A 19905-nucleotide genomic window follows, 5' to 3' on the forward strand; every position below is an offset into this window, starting at 1 on the left:
CGCGCCCCCCCCCCCCGCCCCCCGCCCGGGGCGGCGCCCGGCCCCAGAGGGCGGGGTGTTCCCAGACCTCGTCGAGATCAGGGGACCGTCACCCAGGTCGTGCTGCAACCGGTCGGCAGCGACCGTTGGTCGCTGGTGTCGGCGGCGGTCTCGATCACCTTGCGGTGGAAAGCGGTGGAGCGCACGCGCCGCGTCTCAGCGTCGGTGCGGACGTGAGTCACGCCTCGGTGGGGATGGTTCGGGCGCTTGCGGGTACGACACCATCAAGTCACTCGGCCGGCCATGGACGCTCGCTTGGCGAGGCTCGGGGGGTCCAGAGCAGCGGCTCCCCGAGCCGCCACCACCAGCGCGATGCACGGGCGGCCGGTCACGCGCCCGGCCGTGCTGGGGTTGGGATCGATGGCTTCGTGGCGATCTCGTTCGCCGCACATCGGACCTCGGTCTGGCGTTCACACCGTCAGTACGGCTGTTTCAGCTTGACGAGTCTCCGCTGAATGGTCGAGCACCCGGCAGGGCAATCGTGAATCTTGCCCCCTGCTTGCCCGGCGTGTAGAGCACCGTCCCTTGGTTGGCCGTGGCGAGGGTGCGGACGATGTAGAGACCGAGCCCGGATCCGGCGCCCGGGGGCCGGGCGCTCATCCCGGCGTGGCTGAACCGTCGGAATAGGCGCGCGGTGACCTCAGGGGGCACTCCCGGTCCGTCATCTCGGACGGTGATGAGCACACGACTACCTGCTGGGGATGCGGTGAGCGTCACCTCGCTGGCGGCGTACCGCAGCGCGTTACCGACGAGGTTGGTGAGCATCTGTGTGAGGTGGCTGGGCTGTACCCGGCAGTACAGGTCACTGGGGCAATCGACGACCAGCTTGGCGGCCGTCCCCTCGACGTCTGCCGCTGCGCGGAGGTAGGGCAGCACGTCTGCCGTGACCGGTTCGGCTCGAATGACGTGCGCGTCTGCGGCTGCGGTGGCGAGGAGGTCGTCGCGGAGATCGCTGAGCCGCTGCGCCTGCTTCAGGATTGTCCGGAGCCGACGTTCCAGAGCGGTCCCGTCCACGTGCGCGGACGGTCGAGGTGACGTCTCGGTCAGTTCATCGAGCGCGAATTCCGCTGAAGCGACGATGACCGTCAGCGGTCCGGCGACGTCGTGACCCAGCATGGCTATCGCGTCTGATTGGACGTCGGAGAGGGCGGCGTCCCGGGAAGATGCCGTGGTGGGAGCGATCGCGGAGTCGGCTTGTTGGGTGACGACGCCAACCCATTCGGTGTTGCCAGCTTCGTCGCGCCGGGGCTGAGAGTTGACGACGACGGCCACCTCGCGACCGTCGGTTCGCATGATGCGGCCCTCCCACCGCATGGGCTGCAGGGTGCGCAGAGAGTGCTGGCCCGCTTCGTTGAAGCGCCGTTGATCGTGGCTGTGCACGGCTTGGTGCATCAGGGTGACGTCCGCCATGGCCTCCTCGGCGGTGAAGCCGTAGAGGTCAGTGCAGGCCTGAGATACGAAAGGGAATGACGGCGTGCCGTCGGCGTCAACGCGGAACGCATAGACGGTTCCGCGCAACTGGGCCAGCTCGCGGGTCTCCCAGGCCTCGTCGGTGCTCGACGAGGAATGGGGGAAAGAAGTCACTGGACTAGGCCTGTTCTTGCTCGATTGGGCGGACTGCAGAACGTACCCAGATTCATCCCCTCGATTCGTGCGGTCCCGGCGCAGGAAAGATCGCACGATGACCATGGAGCCAGACAGCACGGCTGCGTCCGGCGTTCGCGGTCCTCCGGCGGTGCTTACCCGAGTTCCGTGCCAGACCCTCTGGAACCGCGACTGCGCGGCGGCGCCTGTCGCACGTACGGCCGAGCGCGTTGGCCGAGACGCTGCGTGTCCGGACGACGGGCCGATGCTCCGCCGTTGGCGTACCGGGGTGCGGCCCGACGCGTGTGACCCGTCCGAGCCGAGCCCGGTCAGTCGAGTGCGGCGACCAGCTGCGCCTTCGACATACGGTAGTAGCCCGAAGCCCCTTGCTTCGTCGCCTCTGCACGCAGCTGGACCACCGTCCGCCCATCGGTGTCGGAGGCCGGCCCGGTGGTCGCCCTCGCCCCCGTCGACGATTCAGTCTCGCCTTGAGCGGACGTTGTGAACTCCGCCGGCAGGCGGCGAAGTGACGCACCCCTTCGAGCTCACTCATCGCGGCAGATCGGGGCGGTTACCACCGCGCGCTCATCCGCCACCGGTGACGATGGCAGCCGAGCCGACATCAGGTGGCAACTCGTCGTCCTTGATCGCCCCACAACGACGGCACTCGCGGTAACGCTCGCCATCATCGTTGGTCCTGTCAGACCAGTCGTGCTTGCCGACACGGCACAAGACGCTCTTCAAACGGCATACCTCCTGCTTCAAGCATCAGCGTGCGCGCATCCGAGAAAGCGGTCAACCGCCCGCCTCCTGCGCTCATATGGGGCTACCTGTCCCACGAGAGACGGGACAGAGAACGGACGAGGTGGCGCACGCATGTCGGCAGATCCGCGCACTCCCATCGCGGTAGATCCGGTTGTTCGACTCGTCGGTGTCGCGTATGCACCATCTTGCATCCGGGCGTCGCACCTGCCCCGGGCTCTCACGGTTGCTGGGGCGACCTTAGTTTCGTCGAGACGTTGATCGTGGCATGACCGCGTTGCCATCCGACCGTGTAAGCGATGCGGTGGTCGGCAATCACGATGCGGCCATGTCGGGTTGGGGTGATGCCGACGATGATCTCTTCCGGAGGGTCGGCGCGCAGGTGCAGTGTCGACCCGATGGCTGGGCGAGTCCTTGAGCAGTAGTGGTCGACATCGCGGTCTCGTCCCCCGAACATGAAGCCTCCTACGCCCTCGTCTGCCAGCACCTCCGTGTTCAGCACGCAGATCAGGTAGTCCACGGCTGCGCCAGAGGTGTCCGTCTGGATGCGCGGTGCGAGCCCGGTGATGACCACCTCCTCGGCGCCATCGGACTGGGAGTGGACTAGCGAGGTCCAGAAAGTCTGACCAGGGTCTCGGGAGGACTCGAAACCGTAGCCACCAGCAAGGATCTGCGGTGGGTGAGCGCCCCACCATCCGGCCGCGCCGAGGGCGACCGCGACAGCGGCCATCAACATCGTGGTCACCACGCGGCGTCGTGACCACCGCGTTGGGACCGGCTCGGGGACCGATGTCAACGGAGGTGGAAAGGGGACGACCATCGCTCGGAAGCATAGGCCTTGGTAGCGGCCCAGACTTGCGTTTCCACCACGGCTGGGCCTCGACCAGCACGTCATTACTTCTGCGCACTCACCGCGGCATGAGCGGATGACTCGGGTCTTGGGACCTAGGGGCTTTGATCACGGGTTCTCGTGGCTGAGTCAGGGGAGATCCCGATGGTCAGGTGTCGGTCCATCGCCCACCGTTGATGAATGGTCAACCCGCCACCAGGCAGCACTCCCAGCCTCAGCCGCCTCCCTGGCCTCGACATGGCTCGTTTCCTCGCCGTTGCCGGAATGGTCCTGGTGCATGCACGCGATGTCCTAGCGCAGGACGCGGCGGGTTCGGCGGCGCTCTGGCTGGAGATCTCCCAGAGCATCGCCACGAACCGAGCACGGTTGCTCTTCTTCCTACTCGCCGGTGTGGGGGTCGCTCTCATGTCCCGCCGTCAGGGGGCCGGTGCAGGGGTGCTTCTGCGTCGGGCGCTGTTCCTCGCGCTGCTCGGAACCGGGCTCGCGTTAGTTGGCTGGGGCGATCTGATTCTCGTGTTCTACGGCGTCTTGTTCGTCGTTGCGGTGCTGCTAATGCGGCTCGACAGTCGGTCCTTGTTGGCCATCGCGGCGGTCGTGGCCGCAGCAGGTGTCCTGCGCTTGGCAGCTAGTCCGTTCGCAGACGACACCTTGACCAACGTCCTGCTTCTCGTCGGGGAAATGGTCCCCCTGCTCTGCATCGGGCTAGTCATCGGTCGAGCAGACCTTACGAACGATGCGTACCTGGTCAGGTTGGGCGCCGTCGGCGCACTCATGGCCCTGCCAGCACTGGCCTTTCTTGCCCACACGGGTGCGTGGGACATCACTGAGGTCGAGGGTCGCGTCGAGCCAGCGGCGGCGCTCGTATCGACCATGGGACTTTCCGTTGTCGTTCTTGCATTGTGTCTTCGGATCGTGCCGCGCAAGGCGGGTTGGTGGTCGCCTCTAGTCGCAGCCGGCGGTATGCCGCTGACGGCCTACGTAGGCCACGCGCTGCTGTTCACTGTGCTGGCCCGCACAGCTGACTGGGACCTTGGAACAGCTACAGGCGTCGCAGCCGGCTACTTGGCCGTTCTCGCGCTAGTGGCTGGTCCGTGGCGCACGTGGCGGGGAAGCGGCCCCATCGAGGCCCTCATGCGCCGTGTCAGCAGACCCACCCCACCAGGGCTCATCAACGATGCCAGGATGAAGCCGGTCGAGTGAGGTTGCGTCTACGAGTGCCTCGTGCTGGCCGATCGGCAGAACTGGGCGCTCATCGCGGCAGATCCGGACACTCGGCCGTCGTGCCTGCCAGACTCTGGCCCATGTGGGTGGACAGCAACGGCGTGCTTCATACCGTCGGGTTGCCAGACCCGGCTGACGTCATGACCGGCGAGTTTCGACGGGGCGTTGATGCCTTACTCGCCGCCGAGCGAGAGCGCCTGTCCGACATGGTTGACGAAGTCCAGACGCGGCTTCTGGAGATGGACTGGTCACACTTGCGCTCAGAGTGTGATGTCGAGTCGACACCCCCGCCGAACCTGCTCCATGGCGCAGTTCAGACCTCGGACGACGTCTCGGACGCAATCGAAAGGGTTCAGGAGCGGTGGCGCTTGGACGTAGCCCTCGCTCTTGAGGACTACATCGACTGAACTCGGGAGCCGTCCGCACATCGGCAGATCCGGGCGTTTGAGATGGTGCGAGAAGGAGCCTCCCTATCGGCCGCCGAGCAAAATCGAATAGCGGCGCTCCGACCTACGGGAAGTCGGACGCTCGTCCTCCAGCGCCCCGCCGTTCCGCTCGATGACCCTCCTGGAAGCTACGTTGGCGCTGTCGCATGTGACCAGCACCCGATCCAGTCCGAGTTCACGCGCGATGGGAAGGGCCTCGCGCAAAGCCCACGTCGCGATCCCGCGCCCACGAGCGGAGGGACGAATCCCGTAGCCGATGTGTGCTGCGGTTTCTTGCAGAGCGTCATTCAAGTAGTGCCGCACCTGGATGGCCCCTGCATACGCTCCGTCCTCAACGACCCACAAGTTGGTCGCGTGCACACGTCCCGTCGGCGACGGCACCCCATGATCTGCCTCAGCGCGCAGGCGCTCTGTCCAGACACGGAAGCCCTCAACAGAGTCAACCGTGTCAATAACAGTCAGACCAGAGTTGGACTGAGGAACGCCCTTGCCCCACTCGTCTCTGGACTCAAGCCAGGACTCGCGGAAGCTCGGTGACGGCACCACCAGTTCCAGCATGCGCCCCCCAAGTCTGTGTTGCCCGTGTCGCTACACATCTTTCAACAAGGTCGTCGGCACATCCGGTCATCGGCAGATCCGGTCGATCGGATCGCGGCAGATCCGGGCGAGCGTAGCCGCCCTCAACGCGGCAGATGCGGTCGTGTTCGATCACGGAGCCGCCGTCACACAGTTTGCAAAATCCGATCGTGACTCGCGTGCTGTGGTCCGAGTGCTCGCTCGTGGCGCCGGTTGTTTCGCTGGGCGATGCGGTTGCCGGACGCGAAGCATTCGAGTGCGTCGGCGATGGCGCTCTTTACAACGTTGTAGGTGGACCGCATGCTGACAGGATGACTCGGATCTCGCGGCTGGCGCACGCCGTCGCCCCCCTCGTCCTGACGTCGCTCCTGGTCTCCTTCGCGCCACCGGCGTCGACGGCGCCGACGCTGACCGCGGCCCAGGTGTCTGCGCCGGCCGAGCCCGGCTCGTACCAGAACCCGCTAGCGTCGGCGCCGACGCTGACCGCGGCCCAGGTGTCTGCGCCGGCCGAGCCCGGCTCGTACCAGAACCCGCTAGCGCCGACAATTGCTTCTGGTGGCTCCGTGGACAACTGCGCCGATCCTGTCGTGCTGCGGGGACAGGGGAGGGACCGCGGCACGTGGTTCATGTACTGCACGACCGACCCCCTCAATGACTCCGAGACCGCGGACGGCTCGCCGGTGTTCCACCCGATCCCGATGCTGCGGAGCACGGACCTCGTCAGCTGGGAGTACGTCGGCGACGCCCTGCCTCAGAAGCCGTCCTGGGCGGCGCCGGAGGCCGCCATGTGGGCGCCGGACCTGGTCTACTCGAAGACCAAGAAGCGCTACTACCTGACCTTCGTGGTCACCGACACGACCACCGAGGTGAGCGGCGAGGCGGGCTGCGGCGGTGACAGCGCCCTCGGCGTCGCGGTCAGCCGCAACCCCACCGGGCCGTGGAAGGTCAGCGAGAAGCCGCTGGTCGACCCCCGGCGCGCCGGCCCCGGGTGCGACTTCTACTGGACGTACGACCCCGACGTGCTCGGTGACAGCGTGGGCTCGCGCAGCGTCCTCTACTACGGCAGCTACTACGGCGGTGTGTTCGCGCAGGCGGTGACGCTGACCGGCAACGGCATGGTCACCACGGGCCCGGAACGCTCCATCGCCGCCGGCACCGATGAGAAGCCGAAGCTCGACCCGGTCCAGCAGCAGCGCGCCGCAGCCGCGCAGTTGCGCGGCCCGGCCGGCCGGCAGATCGTGATCGGCAACCGCTACGAGGGCAGCAACGTCGTCAGGTACGGCGACTGGTACTACTACTTCGGCTCCGCGACGAACTGCTGCAACGGCCCGCTGACCGGCTACAGCGTGCTCGCGGCGCGCTCGGCGAGCCCGATGGGACCGTTCCTCGACCGCGAGGGCAATTCGCTGCTCGCCGGCCGGGTCGGGGGCACGCCCGCGTTGAGCATGAACGGCAATCGCTGGGTCGGCACCGGGCACAACTCCACGTTCCAGGACGCGGCGGGGCAGTGGTGGATGGCCTACCACGCGGTCGACCGGTTCCAGCCGTACTTCGCGGGCACCACGAGCTTCACCAAGAGGCCGGCGCTGCTGGACCCCGTGGACTGGGAGGGCGGCTGGCCGATGGTGCGGGCCGGTCGCTGGGCCTCTGACGAGCCCATGCCGGCGCCCGCGGCGCAGGACGGCCAGGTGTCGACGTACACGCCGGACCCCGTCCCGCCGCACGTCCCCGGCGCGCTGCTGGCGCAGTACTCCGACGAGTTCGACGCTCAGGAGCTCGCCGGCTGGCAGTGGGTGCGCGGCGACGCGGCGTCGGCGCGGCTGGAGAGCGGGAGGTTCGCCTTCGACGTGCAGGACGCGGACCTGTACGTCGACAGCAACACAGCCTCGGTGCTGACGCGACCGGCACCGCCCGGGGACTACGTGGTGGAGACCAAGGTCGCCTTCGACGTCCCGCCGGAGGGTTGTCCCCCGGAGGCGGGCGCCGATGGCCTGGACTGCTACAACTTCGTGCAGGCGGGCCTGGTGGTCTACGGCTCCGACGACGCGTTCCTCAAGCTCACCCACGCGTCCCTGTGGGAGACCCGGCAGACCGAGTTCGCCAAGGAGGTCCCGAGCGCTCCGGCCGGACAGCCGCGTTACGGCAACACCGTCGTGGGCGCCCCGGGCGACGAGACGTGGCTGCGGATCGTCCGCGAGGCGGGCGCCGGCAGCGACGGCGCGGACCGGTTCACGGCGTACACCAGCCAGGACGGTGTCCGCTGGGTGCGCGGCGGGGCCTGGACCCACAGCGAGCTCGGCCCAGACCCGCAGATCGGCCTGGTGTCGATGGGCGGACCGGAAGACCTCACCGCCCGCTTCGACTACGTGCGCACCTGGTCCCTGGCCGACTGAGACGACGCAGGGGCCCCCGCGGGCCCCGCTCCCGGGCAGCGATCGGTGTAGCTGTCGTAGGCGACACCCCGGCGGATCTCGGCCAGCCTCGCCGCCCCTGAGCATCGGAGAGACCAGTCGCGCGACGGCGTGCGGGACGCCCGGATCTGCCGATGTCCGGATGCCCATTGGCGGGTCACGCCACGCTGTGTACGCGCATTCTGACTGCCTTGACGTAGCCGTCGACGCAACGCACCTGAGCTAACACCCGGCCCCCGTCCTGCACGGTGGCGTGGCGGGCAAGAGCGGCCGGTACGGGTTGCGTTGAGGGCGTGACGCGGACCTTGATCTGCGCACCGATGTAGGACGTGGGTCCAGAGGCGACACTCATGAGGACTCGGTAAGGCGGCTGGTAGCCCCCGGTTGGCTCGCTCGCCGAGGCCCACCCCTCGGTCCTCGTAGTGACTGAAGGAGACATCATGCGGATCGCCGTCCTGGGTGCCACCGGCCGCACCGGCCGCCCTCTGGTCGGAGAGCTGCTCCGGCGAGGCCACACCGTGGTCGCGCTCGTCCGGGACCCGGCGCGGCTGGGCGACGTGGCGCAACGCGTCGACGTCGTGCGTGGTGACAGCCGCAGCGCGGCCGACCGCGAGCGTCTGGTCACCGGAGCCGACGCCGTCGTGTCGGCGTTGAGGCCGACCGCCAAGGAAGCATCGCTCCACACCGACACCGCCACGGCGCTGGTCGGGGCCATGCAGCGCGCGCCGGAGTACGTCGCTTCGTCGGCGTCAGCGGTGCGGGCATCGACGTGTCGGGTGACCAGAAGTCGTTGTCCGCCCGGATGATCTCGAAGGCGATCCAGACCTTCGGTGGCGACGTCATCAAGGACAAGCCGGCCGAGTACGAGGTCTACGCCGCCAGCAACCTGGACTGGACGCTCGTCCGCCCGCCGCGCCTGGTCGACGGGGCGGCGACAGGGAGGCTGGAGCACTTCGCACACCGCTCCACGCGGTCGACCCCGGTGGTCCGAGCCGATCTCGCAGCCTTCGTGGCCGACGTCATCGATCAGGGGTCCTACGTCCGGCAGGCGCCGTTCTTCGCCACTGCGACGTGAACCGCCCTGCAACCGATGTGGTCGCTGAGCGGCCGGGTGGTCCGGGATCCCTGCCGCCCGGAGGGATCACGGAGACGACCGCGATGGCTGCGTCGTCGTCCTCGATGAGGTCGATCCTGGGCTGGCAGGCGAGCTCCGGTCCGTCGCCGGGTCCCGTAGCCGGACGTCGCGGGGAGCGTGGCACAGCCACGCCGGGGAGAGCATCGCCCCGCGAACTGTGTGCGGGGGAGGGGTCAGGGGCACCCGCCGTTCGACTCGTCTGTCGTGACGGCCGGTCGAGGATCGACCTTCCCCTCCTGACCCCCACCGCCGGGGAGGCCGACCGCGCGTACTGCGCCTGCTGTATGCCGCATCGGCACCGTCCGCCTAGAGTCGCGGCATGAGTCGCGGCGCGTCCCAGGTGGCCGGCTGCCGCGACTGGCTTCGGCGGCACCCGACGACGTCGGACGCCGCATTCGCGCTGCTGGTCAACGTCACCGCTCTGATCCCGTACGCCGCGCGCCCCGACGCCGCCGACGTCGACCTCGAGCTCACCACGGTGGCCCTCATCAGCCTCACCGTCGGTAGCCTGCTGATCGTCCTGCGACGACAGGCTCCGTGGGCGGTGTGGCTGCTCACGACGGCAGTCGGACTCGTGGCCGTCGTGGATGCCGGCGGCACCACCCCTGCCTTCCTGCCCGCGTGCGTGGCGCTCTACACCGTCGCGGTCACCAGCCCGACTGGGAGGGCCGCCGCAGCCGGGGTCGTGTCCGCGTTGGCCCCAGGGGTCGCGCTGCTGGGACTGGGCTCGGTCAACGTGATCGATGCTCTGGCCTACGGCATGACGCCGTGGAGCGGACTGGCGACCATGTCGGGCATCGCGGTGCGCAACCAGCGTGCGATGGTCGCCGCCGCCCACGAGCGGGCCCGTCAGGCCGAGGCGACGCGTGAGGAGGAGGCGCAGCGCCGCGTCGCCGAGGAGAGGCTGCGGATCGCCCGCGAGCTTCACGACGTGGTGGCCCACCACGTGGCGGTGGTCAACGTGCAGGCAGGGCTCGCGCGACACCTGCTGCGAGCCGACCCCGACGCCGCGGCCGAGGCGATGGGCCACGTGCGCGAGGCCAGCCAGACCATCCTCGACGAGGTCCCCGGCCTGCTCGGCCTGCTCCGCTCCACCGAGGACGAGCTGGATACCGCCCCCGCCCCGCGCCTCGGGGACGTCGGCGGTCTGGTCGAGCAGGCCCGCCGCTCGGGGCTGTCGGTGACCTGGGAGACCACGGGCACCCCGCTGGAGCTGCCACCGGCCACCGACCTCACGGCGTACCGCGTCGTCCAGGAGGGCCTCACCAACGCCCTGCGGCACGGCAGCGGGAAGGCCCGGCTGGTGCTCGAGTGGGACGCCGGAGGCTGCCACCTCGAGGTCCGCAACCCGGTGCAGCGGCCGTCCACCGAGAGTCAGGGGTCCCGGCACGGGCTGATCGGGATGCGCGAGCGCGTAGCGGCGGTCGGCGGCACCTTGACGGCAGGCCGCGAGGGCGACGAGTGGGTCGTCCGGGCGCGGCTGCTCGCGGGGGTGACCGCGTGAGCGAGGCGACGACGCGCGTCCTGGTCGCCGACGACCAGCGGCTGATCCGCGCCGGCTTCGTCGGGTTGGTCGCCAGCGCGCCCGATCTCGAGGTCGTCGGTGAGGCCGTCGACGGAGCGGACGCCGTCCGCCAGGCTCGCGCCGCGCGCCCCGACGTCGTCCTCATGGACATCCGGATGCCCGGCACGGACGGTCTCTCGGCCACTGAGCTGATCACCGGCGACTCCGACCTGGCCGACGTCAAGGTGCTGGTCCTCACTACCTTCGAGGCCGACGAGTACGTGGTCGCCGCCCTGCGTGCGGGGGCGAGCGGCTTCCTCGGCAAGGGCGTCGAGCCGGAAGACCTGGTGGCGGCGATCCGCGTGGTCGCCGCGGGGGAGTCGCTCCTTTCGCCGCGCGCCACCAGCGCCCTGATCGGCCGCTTCCTCTCCCAGCCGCGTGACGGCGACACGGTCGACACCTCCCTCGACGTGCTCACCGAGCGCGAGCGGGAGGTCGTCGCCCTGGTGGCGCGCGGGCTCAGCAACGACGACATCGCGGGACGCCTGTTCGTCTCCCCGTTCACAGCCAAGACCCACGTCAACCGGGCGATGGCCAAGCTCGGCGCCCGTGACCGGGCCCAGCTGGTCGTCCACGCCTACCAGTCCGGCCTGGTCCGCGCCGGCGACTGACCGGCCAGGCCCTCAAGTCGCCGGAGCGGCAGCAGGCATCGGCCTACCGCAGGTGCAGAACGCCGAGAAGCCTGCACCCGGACGACGACGAGCACGACCCTGCCACGGGAGCGTGGAGTCATACCCCACCACCCGGAGGAGCACACCATGATCGAGCTGAACCAGCTCACCAAGACCTATGGCGAGACGCTGGCTGTCGACGCCGTCACGTTCACCGTCCGCCCCGGTGTCGTCACCGGCTTCCTCGGCCCGAACGGCGCCGGGAAGTCGACCACGATGCGGATGATCCTGGGCCTGGACCGGCCGACGGCCGGCACCGCCCTTGTCAACGGCCACCCCTATGCCGAGGCGGCCGCGCCCATGGGCGAGCTGGGCGCGCTGCTCGACGCCAAGGCCGTCGACCGCAACCGCAGCGCACGCAACCACCTGCTGGCCCTCGGAGCCACAGTGGGCATCGGCGCCCGGCGCGTCGACCACGTGCTCGAGTCGGTCGGTCTCTCGGAGGTGGCCAGCAGGGCGGCCGGGTCGTTCTCGCTCGGCATGGGACAGCGGCTCGGCATCGCTTCGGCACTGCTGGCCGACCCCGGCGTGCTGATCCTCGACGAGCCCGTGAACGGCCTCGACCTCGACGGGATCCAGTGGATCCGCTCCCTGCTCACCGAGCTCGCCGCCGAGGGCCGCACCGTGCTGCTGTCCTCTCACCTCATGAGCGAGATGCAGCTGGTCGCTGACCATCTGGTGATCATCGGCCGCGGCCGCATCCTGGCCGACACCCCCCTGCAGGACTTCATCGACAGCTCGTCCACCGGCGCCGTCGCGGTCGCCTCGCCCGAGGCCTCCCGGCTCGCCGGACTGCTCGCTGGCGAGGGCGTCACCCTCACCTCGCGCGAGGCCAGTCGCTTCGAGGTCCGCGGACTCGACGCCGCGGCCATCGGCGAGGTCGCCAGCCGCCACGGCGTCACCCTGCACGAGCTCTCGAGCTCCGCGGCGTCCTTGGAGACCGCCTATCTCGCGCTCACCCGCGACGCGGTCGAGTACGCCGGCACGACCCAGCAGACCAACCACCAGTCCACCGACCAGCCCGGAGAGGCAGCCTGATGAGCACCACGACCGCACACCCCACCCCGAGCGGGTCCCCCGCCTCGCCGCCCCGGCCTGGCATCGCGAAGCCCGTCACCCTGGGCCGCGTCATGCGCTCGGAATGGATCAAGCTTCGCAGCCTGCGCGGCACATGGATCTTCCTGCTCGCGATCGTCGTCGTCCTCGCGGGCTTTGGTGCCATCGCCGCCGCCGTGTCCAGCGGCTCCGTGAGCACCCCCGACAACGGCGGCCCGCAATTCGGCGGCGACGACCCGCTGTCGACCGTCCTCACCGGCGCCACCTTCGCCACCCTCCTGGTCGGCGTCCTCGGCGCCTTGGCCGGCGCCCGTGAGCACGCGTCGAGGATGATCACCGCCACCATGGCGGCCACCCCGCGCCGATGGCCGGTCGTCGTGGCCAAGGCGGGCGTGCTCTCCATGCTCGTACTGCCCGCTGCTGCCATCGGCACCATCGGTGCCTTCGGCCTCGGGATGGGCGTACTCGCCGCGAACGACGCGGCCACCGTCGGCCTGGGCGATGACGGGGTGATCCGCTCCCTGGTCGGCATGGCCCTCTACCTCACCGCCGTCGCCCTCATCGGCCTGGGACTCGGGCTCTTGATGCGGAGTGTCGCCGCCAGCATCGGCACCCTCGCCGCCGGTGTCCTGATCGTGCCGGCCCTCGCCGGCGCGCTGCTCCCCGAGAGCTGGGACGGCGTCCTGCAGCTACTGCCCACCAACGCCGCTGCCGGCTTCACCGCCGTCCAGGCCTCGACCGACCAGGTCCTGGGGCCGGTCACCGGTGCGCTCGTCCTGGCCGCCTGGGTGGTCGTCATCCTGGGTGGAGCCACCTTGTCAACCGTGCGACGCGACGTCTGAGCCGCCCGGCGCCACACGGACCATAGGACCGGGCGTTGGACGAAGCGGACCACGTGTCCGTTCTCGACCGGCGCCCGGTTTCCCATGGACACGCGCGGCGGGCTGCGGCGCTCGCACCGCGGGCGCCAGCCCCGGTCCCACTGCCCGCCGACAACGCGCCCAGCCCCTTGGCACGCGGGGCCACCAGTTACCGGAGCTACCGGAGCTGCCGGCCAACGTCCACCACACCACCGACGGCGAACGAGCCGTCGAACACTCCCTGTGGGACCCGCCGGAGAAGTGCATGAACGCCACCCGCCGCATGTCCGACATGGACGGAAACCTCGACGACACCCCGCAGATCGCGGAACCCGACTCCCGCTTGCAGGCGCTCGTCTACACGGCCAGCTCGCGACGAGCGAGTCGCCAGCAGAACCGGAAAGCCCCCGTGGTGCCACGTCGGTCGTCTCTGCTCATCCGAGTGAGGCCCCTTGGCCGCGACACCAAAGACGTCGCTTATCAGGGCGCCGCCGAACTCGTGATGGGCCGGCTGCACGCCCAGGCCGGGCATGGCGACCGGCCGCCTTTGACTCAAGGGCACGATCAAGCGAGCGATCAAGCTCGACTGGTCCTCGAGGCTCGAGGCCTCGTCCCGATGGCCCCGGCGGTCGCGCCGGGGCCCTGTCTGCGCCGTGGATCCGGCCAGTGCGGCCGCTCACGCGACCGCGAGGGCGCCACGTGGGTGGTGCTTGTCCGCCACCGTCGACTTCTACGGCTGGATCAACGCGGAGCACGTCTCGAGTGCCTTGCGCACCTTCTGCTCGGACTGGTCCAGCTCGGTGACGGCCTCGAGCGTCGCCTCGACCTCCACGCCGTTCTCGTCCATGCAATCGGCGAACGCGTCCAGGGCGGACTGGTCGACCTCCGGTGCGCCTGCGCCGCCCGGACCGCCTGAGGGCGCCAGGCTGGCGCACGCTCGCATCGCCTCCTGTATCTCGGGGTCGAGACTGGGCATCGTGCCCTCGGACGGTGCCTCAGTCGGCTGCTCGGAGGGCAGCTCGACCCCCTGCTCCTCGAGGCATGCGGTGAACTCCTCGGAGATCTCCGGAGTCTCGCCGGACGCCGCCGGCGAGCTCGCGGAGGAGCTGGCGTCGCCTGACTCGGTGGTGCTCGCGCTGTCGGACCCGCACCCGGCTGCGAAGAGGACGACCATGAGAAGAAGTGCACTCGCGCGAGACAGGGCGCGAGCTCGGTTGCGATGGGACATTGGTCCTCCGTGGATGACGTCGTGGCAGTCGAGTGGTCCATCCGGTGCGCGCTCGGCCACCGCGAGAGCGAACACGAGTGCCACACCGGATGGCTCGACCAGAGAAACACCCACTACTGGAAGCCACCTGACTTCACGCTGGCAGTTGCCTGGGAGACCACGCACTGGGCCGAATCACGCATTGGCACGTCCCTTCCAGCCGGCTCCCAGGCAGTTGTCAGGTTCGACGCGCACGCTGCTCGGCATGCGTGAACGACTCTCGACATCCCTGCGCTCCCCGCGAGTGATCATCAACGGCCTGCTGGTGCTCCTTCTCATCGCCGCTGCAGGAGGCGCCTACCTCCTCCTCGACGAAGAGGAGAGCGCGGCGGCGCCCGCCACGACTGAAGTGACGCGCGGCAACGTCGTGTCGATGGTGTCCGCTACGGGCAATGTCGTCGCCGCCCGCGACGTGGGTGTCGACTTCGACGCCGGAGGGAAGCTCGCAACGGTGTCCGTCAAGGTGGGCGAACGCGTCGAGGCCGGCGACGTCCTGGCCAGGATCGAGAACACCGACGCGATCGACCAGCGCGACAGCGCTCAGGCGACGTACGACCAGGCAGTCGCCGGCCTGCGTCAGCTGACCCAGGGCCCGACCGATGCGGACCTGGCTGCCGGCAACGCGTCGGTCCGCCAGGCCGGGGCGTCGGTGGACAGCGCAGAACAGGCACTCGCAGACTCCAGACGGGTCGCCCGTACCAATCGTCGGGTGTACGACGAACAGGTCAGGGTGGCGCGACGGGACGTGAGCCGAGCACAGGACGACCGTGCCGACGCCCGCGGAGCCCTCACCTCGGCTCGGACGGCGTTGCAGGAGGCTCAGCAGCTCGAGGCGAGCGCGTGCGCGTCGTCCCCCGACGGGACCACAGGACCCGCAACCGCCGTGTGCAGCAACGCACAGAGCGCGGTCGAGGCGAACGAGCAGAGGATCACCTCGGCGGAGACGTCGTTGAGCACCGCCGAAGCATCGGTCGACAGTGCGCAGGACGGGTTGCGGACGGCGGAGCAGAACCGGTCGGTGGGCTCCGCGCAACAGGCGCAGTCCGTCGGATCGGCCGAGTCGTCACTGAGGTCGGCACGAGCCTCCTACTCCTACACGGTCGCATCAGCCAGACAGCAGACGCAGCCGGCGACGGACGGCGAGGTCGAGTCAGCGCAGGCCCAGGTCGCATCCGCCGAAGTCACCCTCCGGACGGCACAACGAGCCGTCGCCGACACTGTTCTCCGTGCTCCTGCCGCCGGCATCGTCGCCTCGATCTCGGGGAGCGTAGGTGAGTACGTCGGAGGTTCCGGCTCCGGGGGGACTACCACCGGCTCGACGACCACCGGCACCACGACGGAGACGTCCGTGGACGCGTCCGGGTTCGTGGTGCTGACCGGCGTCGACGGGTTGCAGGTGCAGGCGGACTTCAGTGAGGCCGACGTGTCCCAGCTGTCCCTCGGTCGAGGAGCGAGCGTCAACTTCGAGGCGCTCGACAACGCGGGTGTCGCGAGCGGCACGAACGCAGAAGTGACCAGCATCGCGCCCACGTCCGTGGTCACGGACAATGTCGTGACGTACGAGGTGTTCGCGACCTTGAACGCTCCTCCAGAGCGCCTCAAGGTCGGCCAGACGGCCACGTTGGACGTCGTGCTCGCCGAGGCGGAGGATGTGCTCCAGGTGCCTTCCTCGGCGATCGAGACCACGGGGGAGAGCTCCACCGTCACCGTCCTCGTCGACGGTGAGGAGGAGCAGCGCGAGGTCGAGACCGGCGTCGTGGGCGACTCGACCACCGAGATCCTGTCCGGTCTCGACGAGGGTGACCTGGTGGTCGCGAGCAGCGGCGGTGGCGGCCTCACAGGTTTCCCCGGTGGCGAGCTGCCCGAGCTCCCTGGTGGCGGTGGTCTCGGATGAGCCATTCCGCCGGCGAAGTCGAGACAGGTGTCCCTGAAGCCGTGAGCTCGGTGCGTGCGGAGCTGCACGCGCCGGTCATCCGGGCGCGGTCCCTCGCCAAGGTCTACGGCGACGACCCGGCCACAGTGGTCCGAGCGCTGGACGGGGTCAGCCTCGACATCGCCCACGGCGAGCACGTGGCCATCATGGGCGCTTCGGGTTCGGGAAAGTCGACGATGATGAACATCCTTGGCCTGTTGGACGTACCCACGTCGGGCAGGTATGAGCTGAACGGGTTCGACGTGTCAGCCATGGACGACGCCCAGCTGACCGTCGCCCGTAAGCGTCTGATCGGCTTCGTCTTCCAGTCCTTCAACCTGATCCGCCGTACCTCGGCGTTGGCCAACGTGGAGCTCCCGTTGGCGTATGCCGGCGTCCGGCCCCGTGAGCGCCGCGAACGCGCCCTGGCAGCGCTGGCGCAGGTCGGGGTCGCGGACCGCGCGAAGCACCTTCCCAACGAGCTCTCCGGTGGACAACAGCAACGCGTCGCTGTTGCCCGGGCGTTGGCGGGCGAACCGGCGCTGATCCTGGCTGACGAGCCCACGGGCAATCTCGACAGCACGTCCACCGCCGACGTCCTCGACCTCCTAGATGCCGTGCATGACGCCGGAAGGACCATCGTCGTCATCACCCACGAGGACGAGGTGGCAGAACGCGCCAGCAGAGTGATCCGGATGCGTGACGGGAAGATCATCGAAGACGTCCGTCTGGAGGAAGCCCCCCCGACGCGTGAAGCATGGACGCCTACTACGTCCGCCTGTGGCGGCGCCGCGACGGGATCGACGGCCGGGACGTCGCTGTGAATCCGCGCGAGGTGTTCCGGTTCGCCGTCGTGGGGTTGCTGGCCAGCAAGGTCCGGTCCCTGCTGACCATGCTGGGGATCCTGATCGGTGTTGCTGCGGTCATCCTTCTGGTGGCCGTTGGCCAAGGCTCCGCCGACGCGGTCGAAGACAGCATCGAGTCTCTGGGAAGCAACACCATCACCGTCACGGGGACGGGGGCCGGTGGCGGCGCGGCTGTCGGTGGTCCGGGCGGACCGGCCGGTGGCTTCGGTGGCGGCGAGGAGGAATCGACGTCCACCGGCACCGACATCGCCAGTCTGGACCTCACGATGGACGATGCGCGGGCACTCAACGACGCTCGAGCCGCACCTCACGTCAGGAGCGCCTCACCGGTGGCGACTGCACAGGTGGACTGCACGGTCGGTGCGAGCAGCCACTCGGTCAGCATCACCGGTACGTGGCCTACGTACTTCGAGGCGTCCAACAGCCCGGTGTCTGCCGGCACCTACTTCGACGTCGAAGCGGTGAACCAAGCACAGCCGGTCGCGGTCATCGGCCGAACCGTTGTGGAGAACCTCTTCGGTGACCCGGACGAGGTCGATCCCGTGGGTGAGTCCGTGACCTGCAACGGCGTGAGACTCAGCGTGGTGGGCGTGCTCGCCGCCAAGGGAAGCGTCGGTTTCCAGGACTCGGACGACACCATCATCGCGCCCATCTCGACAGTCCAGCAGTCACTGGCGGGATATGAGTCGATCTCGAGCATCACGGTTCAGGCCACGGACAGCGCCTCTGTAGAGGCGGCTCAAGAAGAGACGTCTGCAGTGCTCGCGGCCCGTCACAACCTCGCCGACGGGCAGTCGGGCAACTGGTCGACCCTCAGCTCGGAGACCATCGTGTCCGCACTGACTGAGTCGAGCGACGTGTTCACCGTCCTCCTCGGCGCCGTTGCTGCGATCAGTCTCCTGGTGGGAGGCATCGGCATCACGAACATCATGCTGGTCACGGTCACCGAGCGAACGCGAGAGATCGGCATTCGCAAAGCCATCGGCGCCAGCCGGGGCGTCATCCTCGCCCAGTTCCTCGTGGAGGCGACGCTGTTGTCGGTGCTCGGCGGCCTCGTCGGTGTGGTGGCCGGCGTGCTCGGAAGCAACGTCGAGATCGTCGGGGTGCAACCCACATTGGTGCCGTCGAGCATCGCCCTGGCGTTCGGCGTCTCGGTCCTCGTCGGACTGTTCTTCGGGAGCTTCCCCGCGAGCCGAGCAGCGGGCCTCCGTCCCATCGATGCGCTGCGTTACGAGTAGATCGAGATGTGTCAATGACCGCCAGACATGATGAAGAGGAAGAAGCCATGAGCAAGCTCGACGTCCGCGAGGAGGACCTGCAGGACGCGTCCGAGCAGGACGTCCACGAACAAGAGACGGACTGGGCAGCCGAGCTGTCCCCACGCCGACCCGCAAGCCGCCGATCCCAGATCTTCCTGGCTGCACTGGTGGTGTGTGCACTCGGCTTCCTCGGCGGAATCGTCACCACTCAGCAGATGCAGGAGCAGACATCGTCTGCCCTCCCGGGGGGCATGGAGCTCCCCGAGGGCATCGAGCTGCCAGACGGGTTCGAGCCCCCGGCTGGCGGCGCCGCGCCCGGCGGTGGTGGCGCGATACCTGACGCCGGCCAGCTTGCCGCCCTCGGGGGGAGCTCGACCTATACCGTGACCGTCGTCGACGGCGGCACTCTTTACCTCGAGGACGCTACGGGGAGCACGGTCAAGGTCGTGACCCTTCCTACGACCAAGGTCCGCAAGCTGACCGCAGGTGCCACCTCCGACCTGCGTCCCGGCGACACCGTCACCGTCGAAGGCGACGTCGACGATGCGGGCACCATCCTCGCCGAAGTCGTCGCTCAGACCGAGTGACCTGACCCGACCTCACGATGATGATCTCGACCGCCGTGGCGACGGGGCGGCCACAATGGGGGACATGACGCCGACCACGGATCGTCCGCGGGCAGCCACGCTGCTGGTGGTCGACGACGAGCCGTTCATTGCCGACCTCCTGCGCAGCAGCCTGGGGTTCGCGGGCTTCGACGTGACGACCGCCTCGACCGGAGCCGAGGCACTCGCCGCCGCTGAGCAGCGAAGACCGGACCTGGTCGTGCTCGACGTCGGCCTGCCCGACATCGACGGGTTCGAGGTCTGCCGGCAGCTCCGAGCGAGTGGTCAGCAGGTGGCCGTGGTCTTCCTCACCGCTCGGGACGCGACGCACGACAAGATTCTCGGGCTGACGCAGGGGGGCGACGACTACGTCACCAAGCCTTTTGCTCTCGATGAAGTGGTGGCTCGCATCGAGGCGGTGCTGCGGCGCACCAGATCGTTGGTCCCGGACGAGGCCGTTGCCGATTCGGTGATGAGTGTCGCCGACCTGACGCTTGACGAGGACCGCCACCAGGTCTGGCGTGCGGGCGAGCTCGTTCACCTGTCGCGGACCGAGTTCGGACTGCTGCGCTACCTGATGATCAACGCCGGTCGGGTGGTGTCGAAGGCACAGATCCTCGACCATGTGTGGTCATACGACTTCGGCGGCGACGGATCGATCGTGGAGTCCTACGTGAGCTACCTCCGCAAGAAGATCGACCACCTCGACCCGCCCCTCATCCAGACAGTGCGCGGGGTCGGCTACTCGTTGCGGTTGCCGGCTCCGACAGGTCCGGGCCCTGGTCCGAGGTCCACGTGAGGCGCTGGCCCCCTCGGTCATT

At 69.0% G+C, this 19905-nt stretch carries 18 protein-coding genes; 14 read left to right on the forward strand and 4 right to left on the reverse strand.

Annotated elements, in window-relative coordinates; all coding sequences use genetic code 11:
* Positions 1-471 precede the first annotated feature (471 nt).
* Positions 472-1623, reverse strand: coding sequence for a PAS domain-containing sensor histidine kinase (locus HN031_RS15040; RefSeq protein ID WP_172271808.1), 1152 nt, complete (start codon positions 1621-1623; stop codon positions 472-474).
* Positions 1624-2605: 982 nt separating this feature from the next.
* Positions 2606-3133, reverse strand: coding sequence for a hypothetical protein (locus HN031_RS15045; protein WP_172271810.1), 528 nt, complete (start codon positions 3131-3133; stop codon positions 2606-2608).
* 282 nt (positions 3134-3415) lie between these two features.
* Here HN031_RS15045 and HN031_RS15050 point away from each other — a divergent pair, with 282 nt between their 5' ends.
* Positions 3416-4435, forward strand: a complete 1020-nt coding sequence (locus HN031_RS15050; RefSeq protein ID WP_301539528.1) for a DUF418 domain-containing protein — start codon at positions 3416-3418, stop codon at positions 4433-4435.
* A gap of 101 nt (positions 4436-4536) precedes the next feature.
* Positions 4537-4863 (forward strand): hypothetical protein, encoded by a 327-nt coding sequence (locus tag HN031_RS15055; protein ID WP_172271814.1) that lies wholly within the window; start codon positions 4537-4539, stop codon positions 4861-4863.
* Between the two features lie 63 nt (positions 4864-4926).
* Here HN031_RS15055 and HN031_RS15060 read toward each other — a convergent pair whose 3' ends face one another.
* The gene (locus tag HN031_RS15060) at positions 4927-5460 is read right to left on the reverse strand and encodes a GNAT family N-acetyltransferase (protein ID WP_172271816.1); all 534 of its coding nucleotides are present in this window, start codon (positions 5458-5460) and stop codon (positions 4927-4929) included.
* Positions 5461-5789: 329 nt separating this feature from the next.
* Between HN031_RS15060 and HN031_RS15065 the strand changes: the two genes are divergently transcribed.
* From HN031_RS15065 to HN031_RS15095, 7 genes are all read left to right on the forward strand, one after another.
* Complete coding sequence (locus HN031_RS15065; protein ID WP_172271818.1) at positions 5790-7871, forward strand: family 43 glycosylhydrolase; 2082 nt, start codon at positions 5790-5792, stop codon at positions 7869-7871.
* Between the two features lie 458 nt (positions 7872-8329).
* Positions 8330-8695, forward strand: coding sequence for an NAD(P)-dependent oxidoreductase (locus HN031_RS15070; RefSeq protein ID WP_172271820.1), 366 nt, complete (start codon positions 8330-8332; stop codon positions 8693-8695).
* A complete protein-coding gene (locus tag HN031_RS15075; protein ID WP_367650781.1) occupies positions 8659-8964 on the forward strand; it encodes an NAD(P)H-binding protein in 306 nt (101 codons plus the stop codon). The genes HN031_RS15070 and HN031_RS15075 overlap by 37 nt, the downstream gene beginning before the upstream one ends.
* A gap of 379 nt (positions 8965-9343) precedes the next feature.
* The gene (locus HN031_RS15080; protein WP_172271822.1) at positions 9344-10528 is read left to right on the forward strand and encodes a sensor histidine kinase; all 1185 of its coding nucleotides are present in this window, start codon (positions 9344-9346) and stop codon (positions 10526-10528) included.
* Positions 10525-11199, forward strand: coding sequence for a response regulator (locus HN031_RS15085; protein ID WP_367650782.1), 675 nt, complete (start codon positions 10525-10527; stop codon positions 11197-11199). Before HN031_RS15080 ends, HN031_RS15085 begins: the two co-directional genes overlap by 4 nt.
* Before the next feature lie 147 nt (positions 11200-11346).
* Entirely contained in the window at positions 11347-12297 is a 951-nt protein-coding gene (locus HN031_RS15090; protein ID WP_172271826.1) for an ABC transporter ATP-binding protein, read from the forward strand.
* Positions 12297-13157 carry an ABC transporter permease gene (locus tag HN031_RS15095; RefSeq protein ID WP_216652495.1) on the forward strand — a complete coding sequence of 287 codons (861 nt, stop codon included), beginning with the start codon at positions 12297-12299 and terminating at the stop codon, positions 13155-13157. Before HN031_RS15090 ends, HN031_RS15095 begins: the two co-directional genes overlap by 1 nt.
* Before the next feature lie 748 nt (positions 13158-13905).
* On the opposite strand, the gene HN031_RS15100 is transcribed toward HN031_RS15095, so the two are convergent.
* Positions 13906-14349, reverse strand: a complete 444-nt coding sequence (locus HN031_RS15100; RefSeq protein ID WP_172271828.1) for a hypothetical protein — start codon at positions 14347-14349, stop codon at positions 13906-13908.
* Between the two features lie 337 nt (positions 14350-14686).
* On the opposite strand from HN031_RS15100, the gene HN031_RS15105 reads away from it, so the two are divergent.
* The 5 genes from HN031_RS15105 (at position 14687) to HN031_RS15125 (ending at position 19883) form a co-directional block, all read left to right on the forward strand.
* On the forward strand, positions 14687-16336 hold the full coding sequence (locus HN031_RS15105; protein WP_172271830.1) for a biotin/lipoyl-binding protein: 1650 nt from the start codon (positions 14687-14689) through the stop codon (positions 16334-16336).
* Positions 16337-16413: 77 nt separating this feature from the next.
* Entirely contained in the window at positions 16414-17178 is a 765-nt protein-coding gene (locus tag HN031_RS15110) for an ABC transporter ATP-binding protein (RefSeq protein ID WP_367650818.1), read from the forward strand.
* Entirely contained in the window at positions 17112-18458 is a 1347-nt protein-coding gene (locus HN031_RS15115; protein ID WP_216652496.1) for an ABC transporter permease, read from the forward strand. The genes HN031_RS15110 and HN031_RS15115 overlap by 67 nt, the downstream gene beginning before the upstream one ends.
* Before the next feature lie 47 nt (positions 18459-18505).
* Complete coding sequence (locus HN031_RS15120; protein ID WP_172271834.1) at positions 18506-19066, forward strand: DUF5666 domain-containing protein; 561 nt, start codon at positions 18506-18508, stop codon at positions 19064-19066.
* Between the two features lie 64 nt (positions 19067-19130).
* On the forward strand, positions 19131-19883 hold the full coding sequence (locus tag HN031_RS15125) for a response regulator transcription factor (protein ID WP_172271836.1): 753 nt from the start codon (positions 19131-19133) through the stop codon (positions 19881-19883).
* Positions 19884-19905: the final 22 nt, after the last annotated feature.

Origin of the sequence: Nocardioides sp. zg-1308 (genome assembly GCF_013155375.1) — a bacterium.
GTDB lineage: Bacteria > Actinomycetota > Actinomycetes > Propionibacteriales > Nocardioidaceae > Nocardioides > Nocardioides renjunii.

What these genes read in the sequence shown, in the direction of transcription:
- HN031_RS15095 (WP_216652495.1), top strand. Translation starts at nt 12,297, where the DNA reads ATGAGCACCACGACCGCACACCCCACCCCGAGCGGGTCCCCCGCCTCG.
- HN031_RS15070 (WP_172271820.1), top strand. Translation starts at nt 8,330, where the DNA reads ATGCGGATCGCCGTCCTGGGTGCCACCGGCCGCACCGGCCGCCCTCTG.
- HN031_RS15115 (WP_216652496.1), top strand. Translation starts at nt 17,112, where the DNA reads ATGGACGCCTACTACGTCCGCCTGTGGCGGCGCCGCGACGGGATCGAC.
- HN031_RS15080 (WP_172271822.1), top strand. Translation starts at nt 9,344, where the DNA reads ATGAGTCGCGGCGCGTCCCAGGTGGCCGGCTGCCGCGACTGGCTTCGG.
- HN031_RS15090 (WP_172271826.1), top strand. Translation starts at nt 11,347, where the DNA reads ATGATCGAGCTGAACCAGCTCACCAAGACCTATGGCGAGACGCTGGCT.
- HN031_RS15055 (WP_172271814.1), top strand. Translation starts at nt 4,537, where the DNA reads ATGTGGGTGGACAGCAACGGCGTGCTTCATACCGTCGGGTTGCCAGAC.
- HN031_RS15065 (WP_172271818.1), top strand. Translation starts at nt 5,790, where the DNA reads ATGACTCGGATCTCGCGGCTGGCGCACGCCGTCGCCCCCCTCGTCCTG.
- HN031_RS15060 (WP_172271816.1), bottom strand. Translation starts at nt 5,460, where the DNA reads ATGCTGGAACTGGTGGTGCCGTCACCGAGCTTCCGCGAGTCCTGGCTT.
- HN031_RS15120 (WP_172271834.1), top strand. Translation starts at nt 18,506, where the DNA reads ATGAGCAAGCTCGACGTCCGCGAGGAGGACCTGCAGGACGCGTCCGAG.
- HN031_RS15050 (WP_301539528.1), top strand. Translation starts at nt 3,416, where the DNA reads ATGGTCAACCCGCCACCAGGCAGCACTCCCAGCCTCAGCCGCCTCCCT.
- HN031_RS15100 (WP_172271828.1), bottom strand. Translation starts at nt 14,349, where the DNA reads ATGGTCGTCCTCTTCGCAGCCGGGTGCGGGTCCGACAGCGCGAGCACC.
- HN031_RS15125 (WP_172271836.1), top strand. Translation starts at nt 19,131, where the DNA reads ATGACGCCGACCACGGATCGTCCGCGGGCAGCCACGCTGCTGGTGGTC.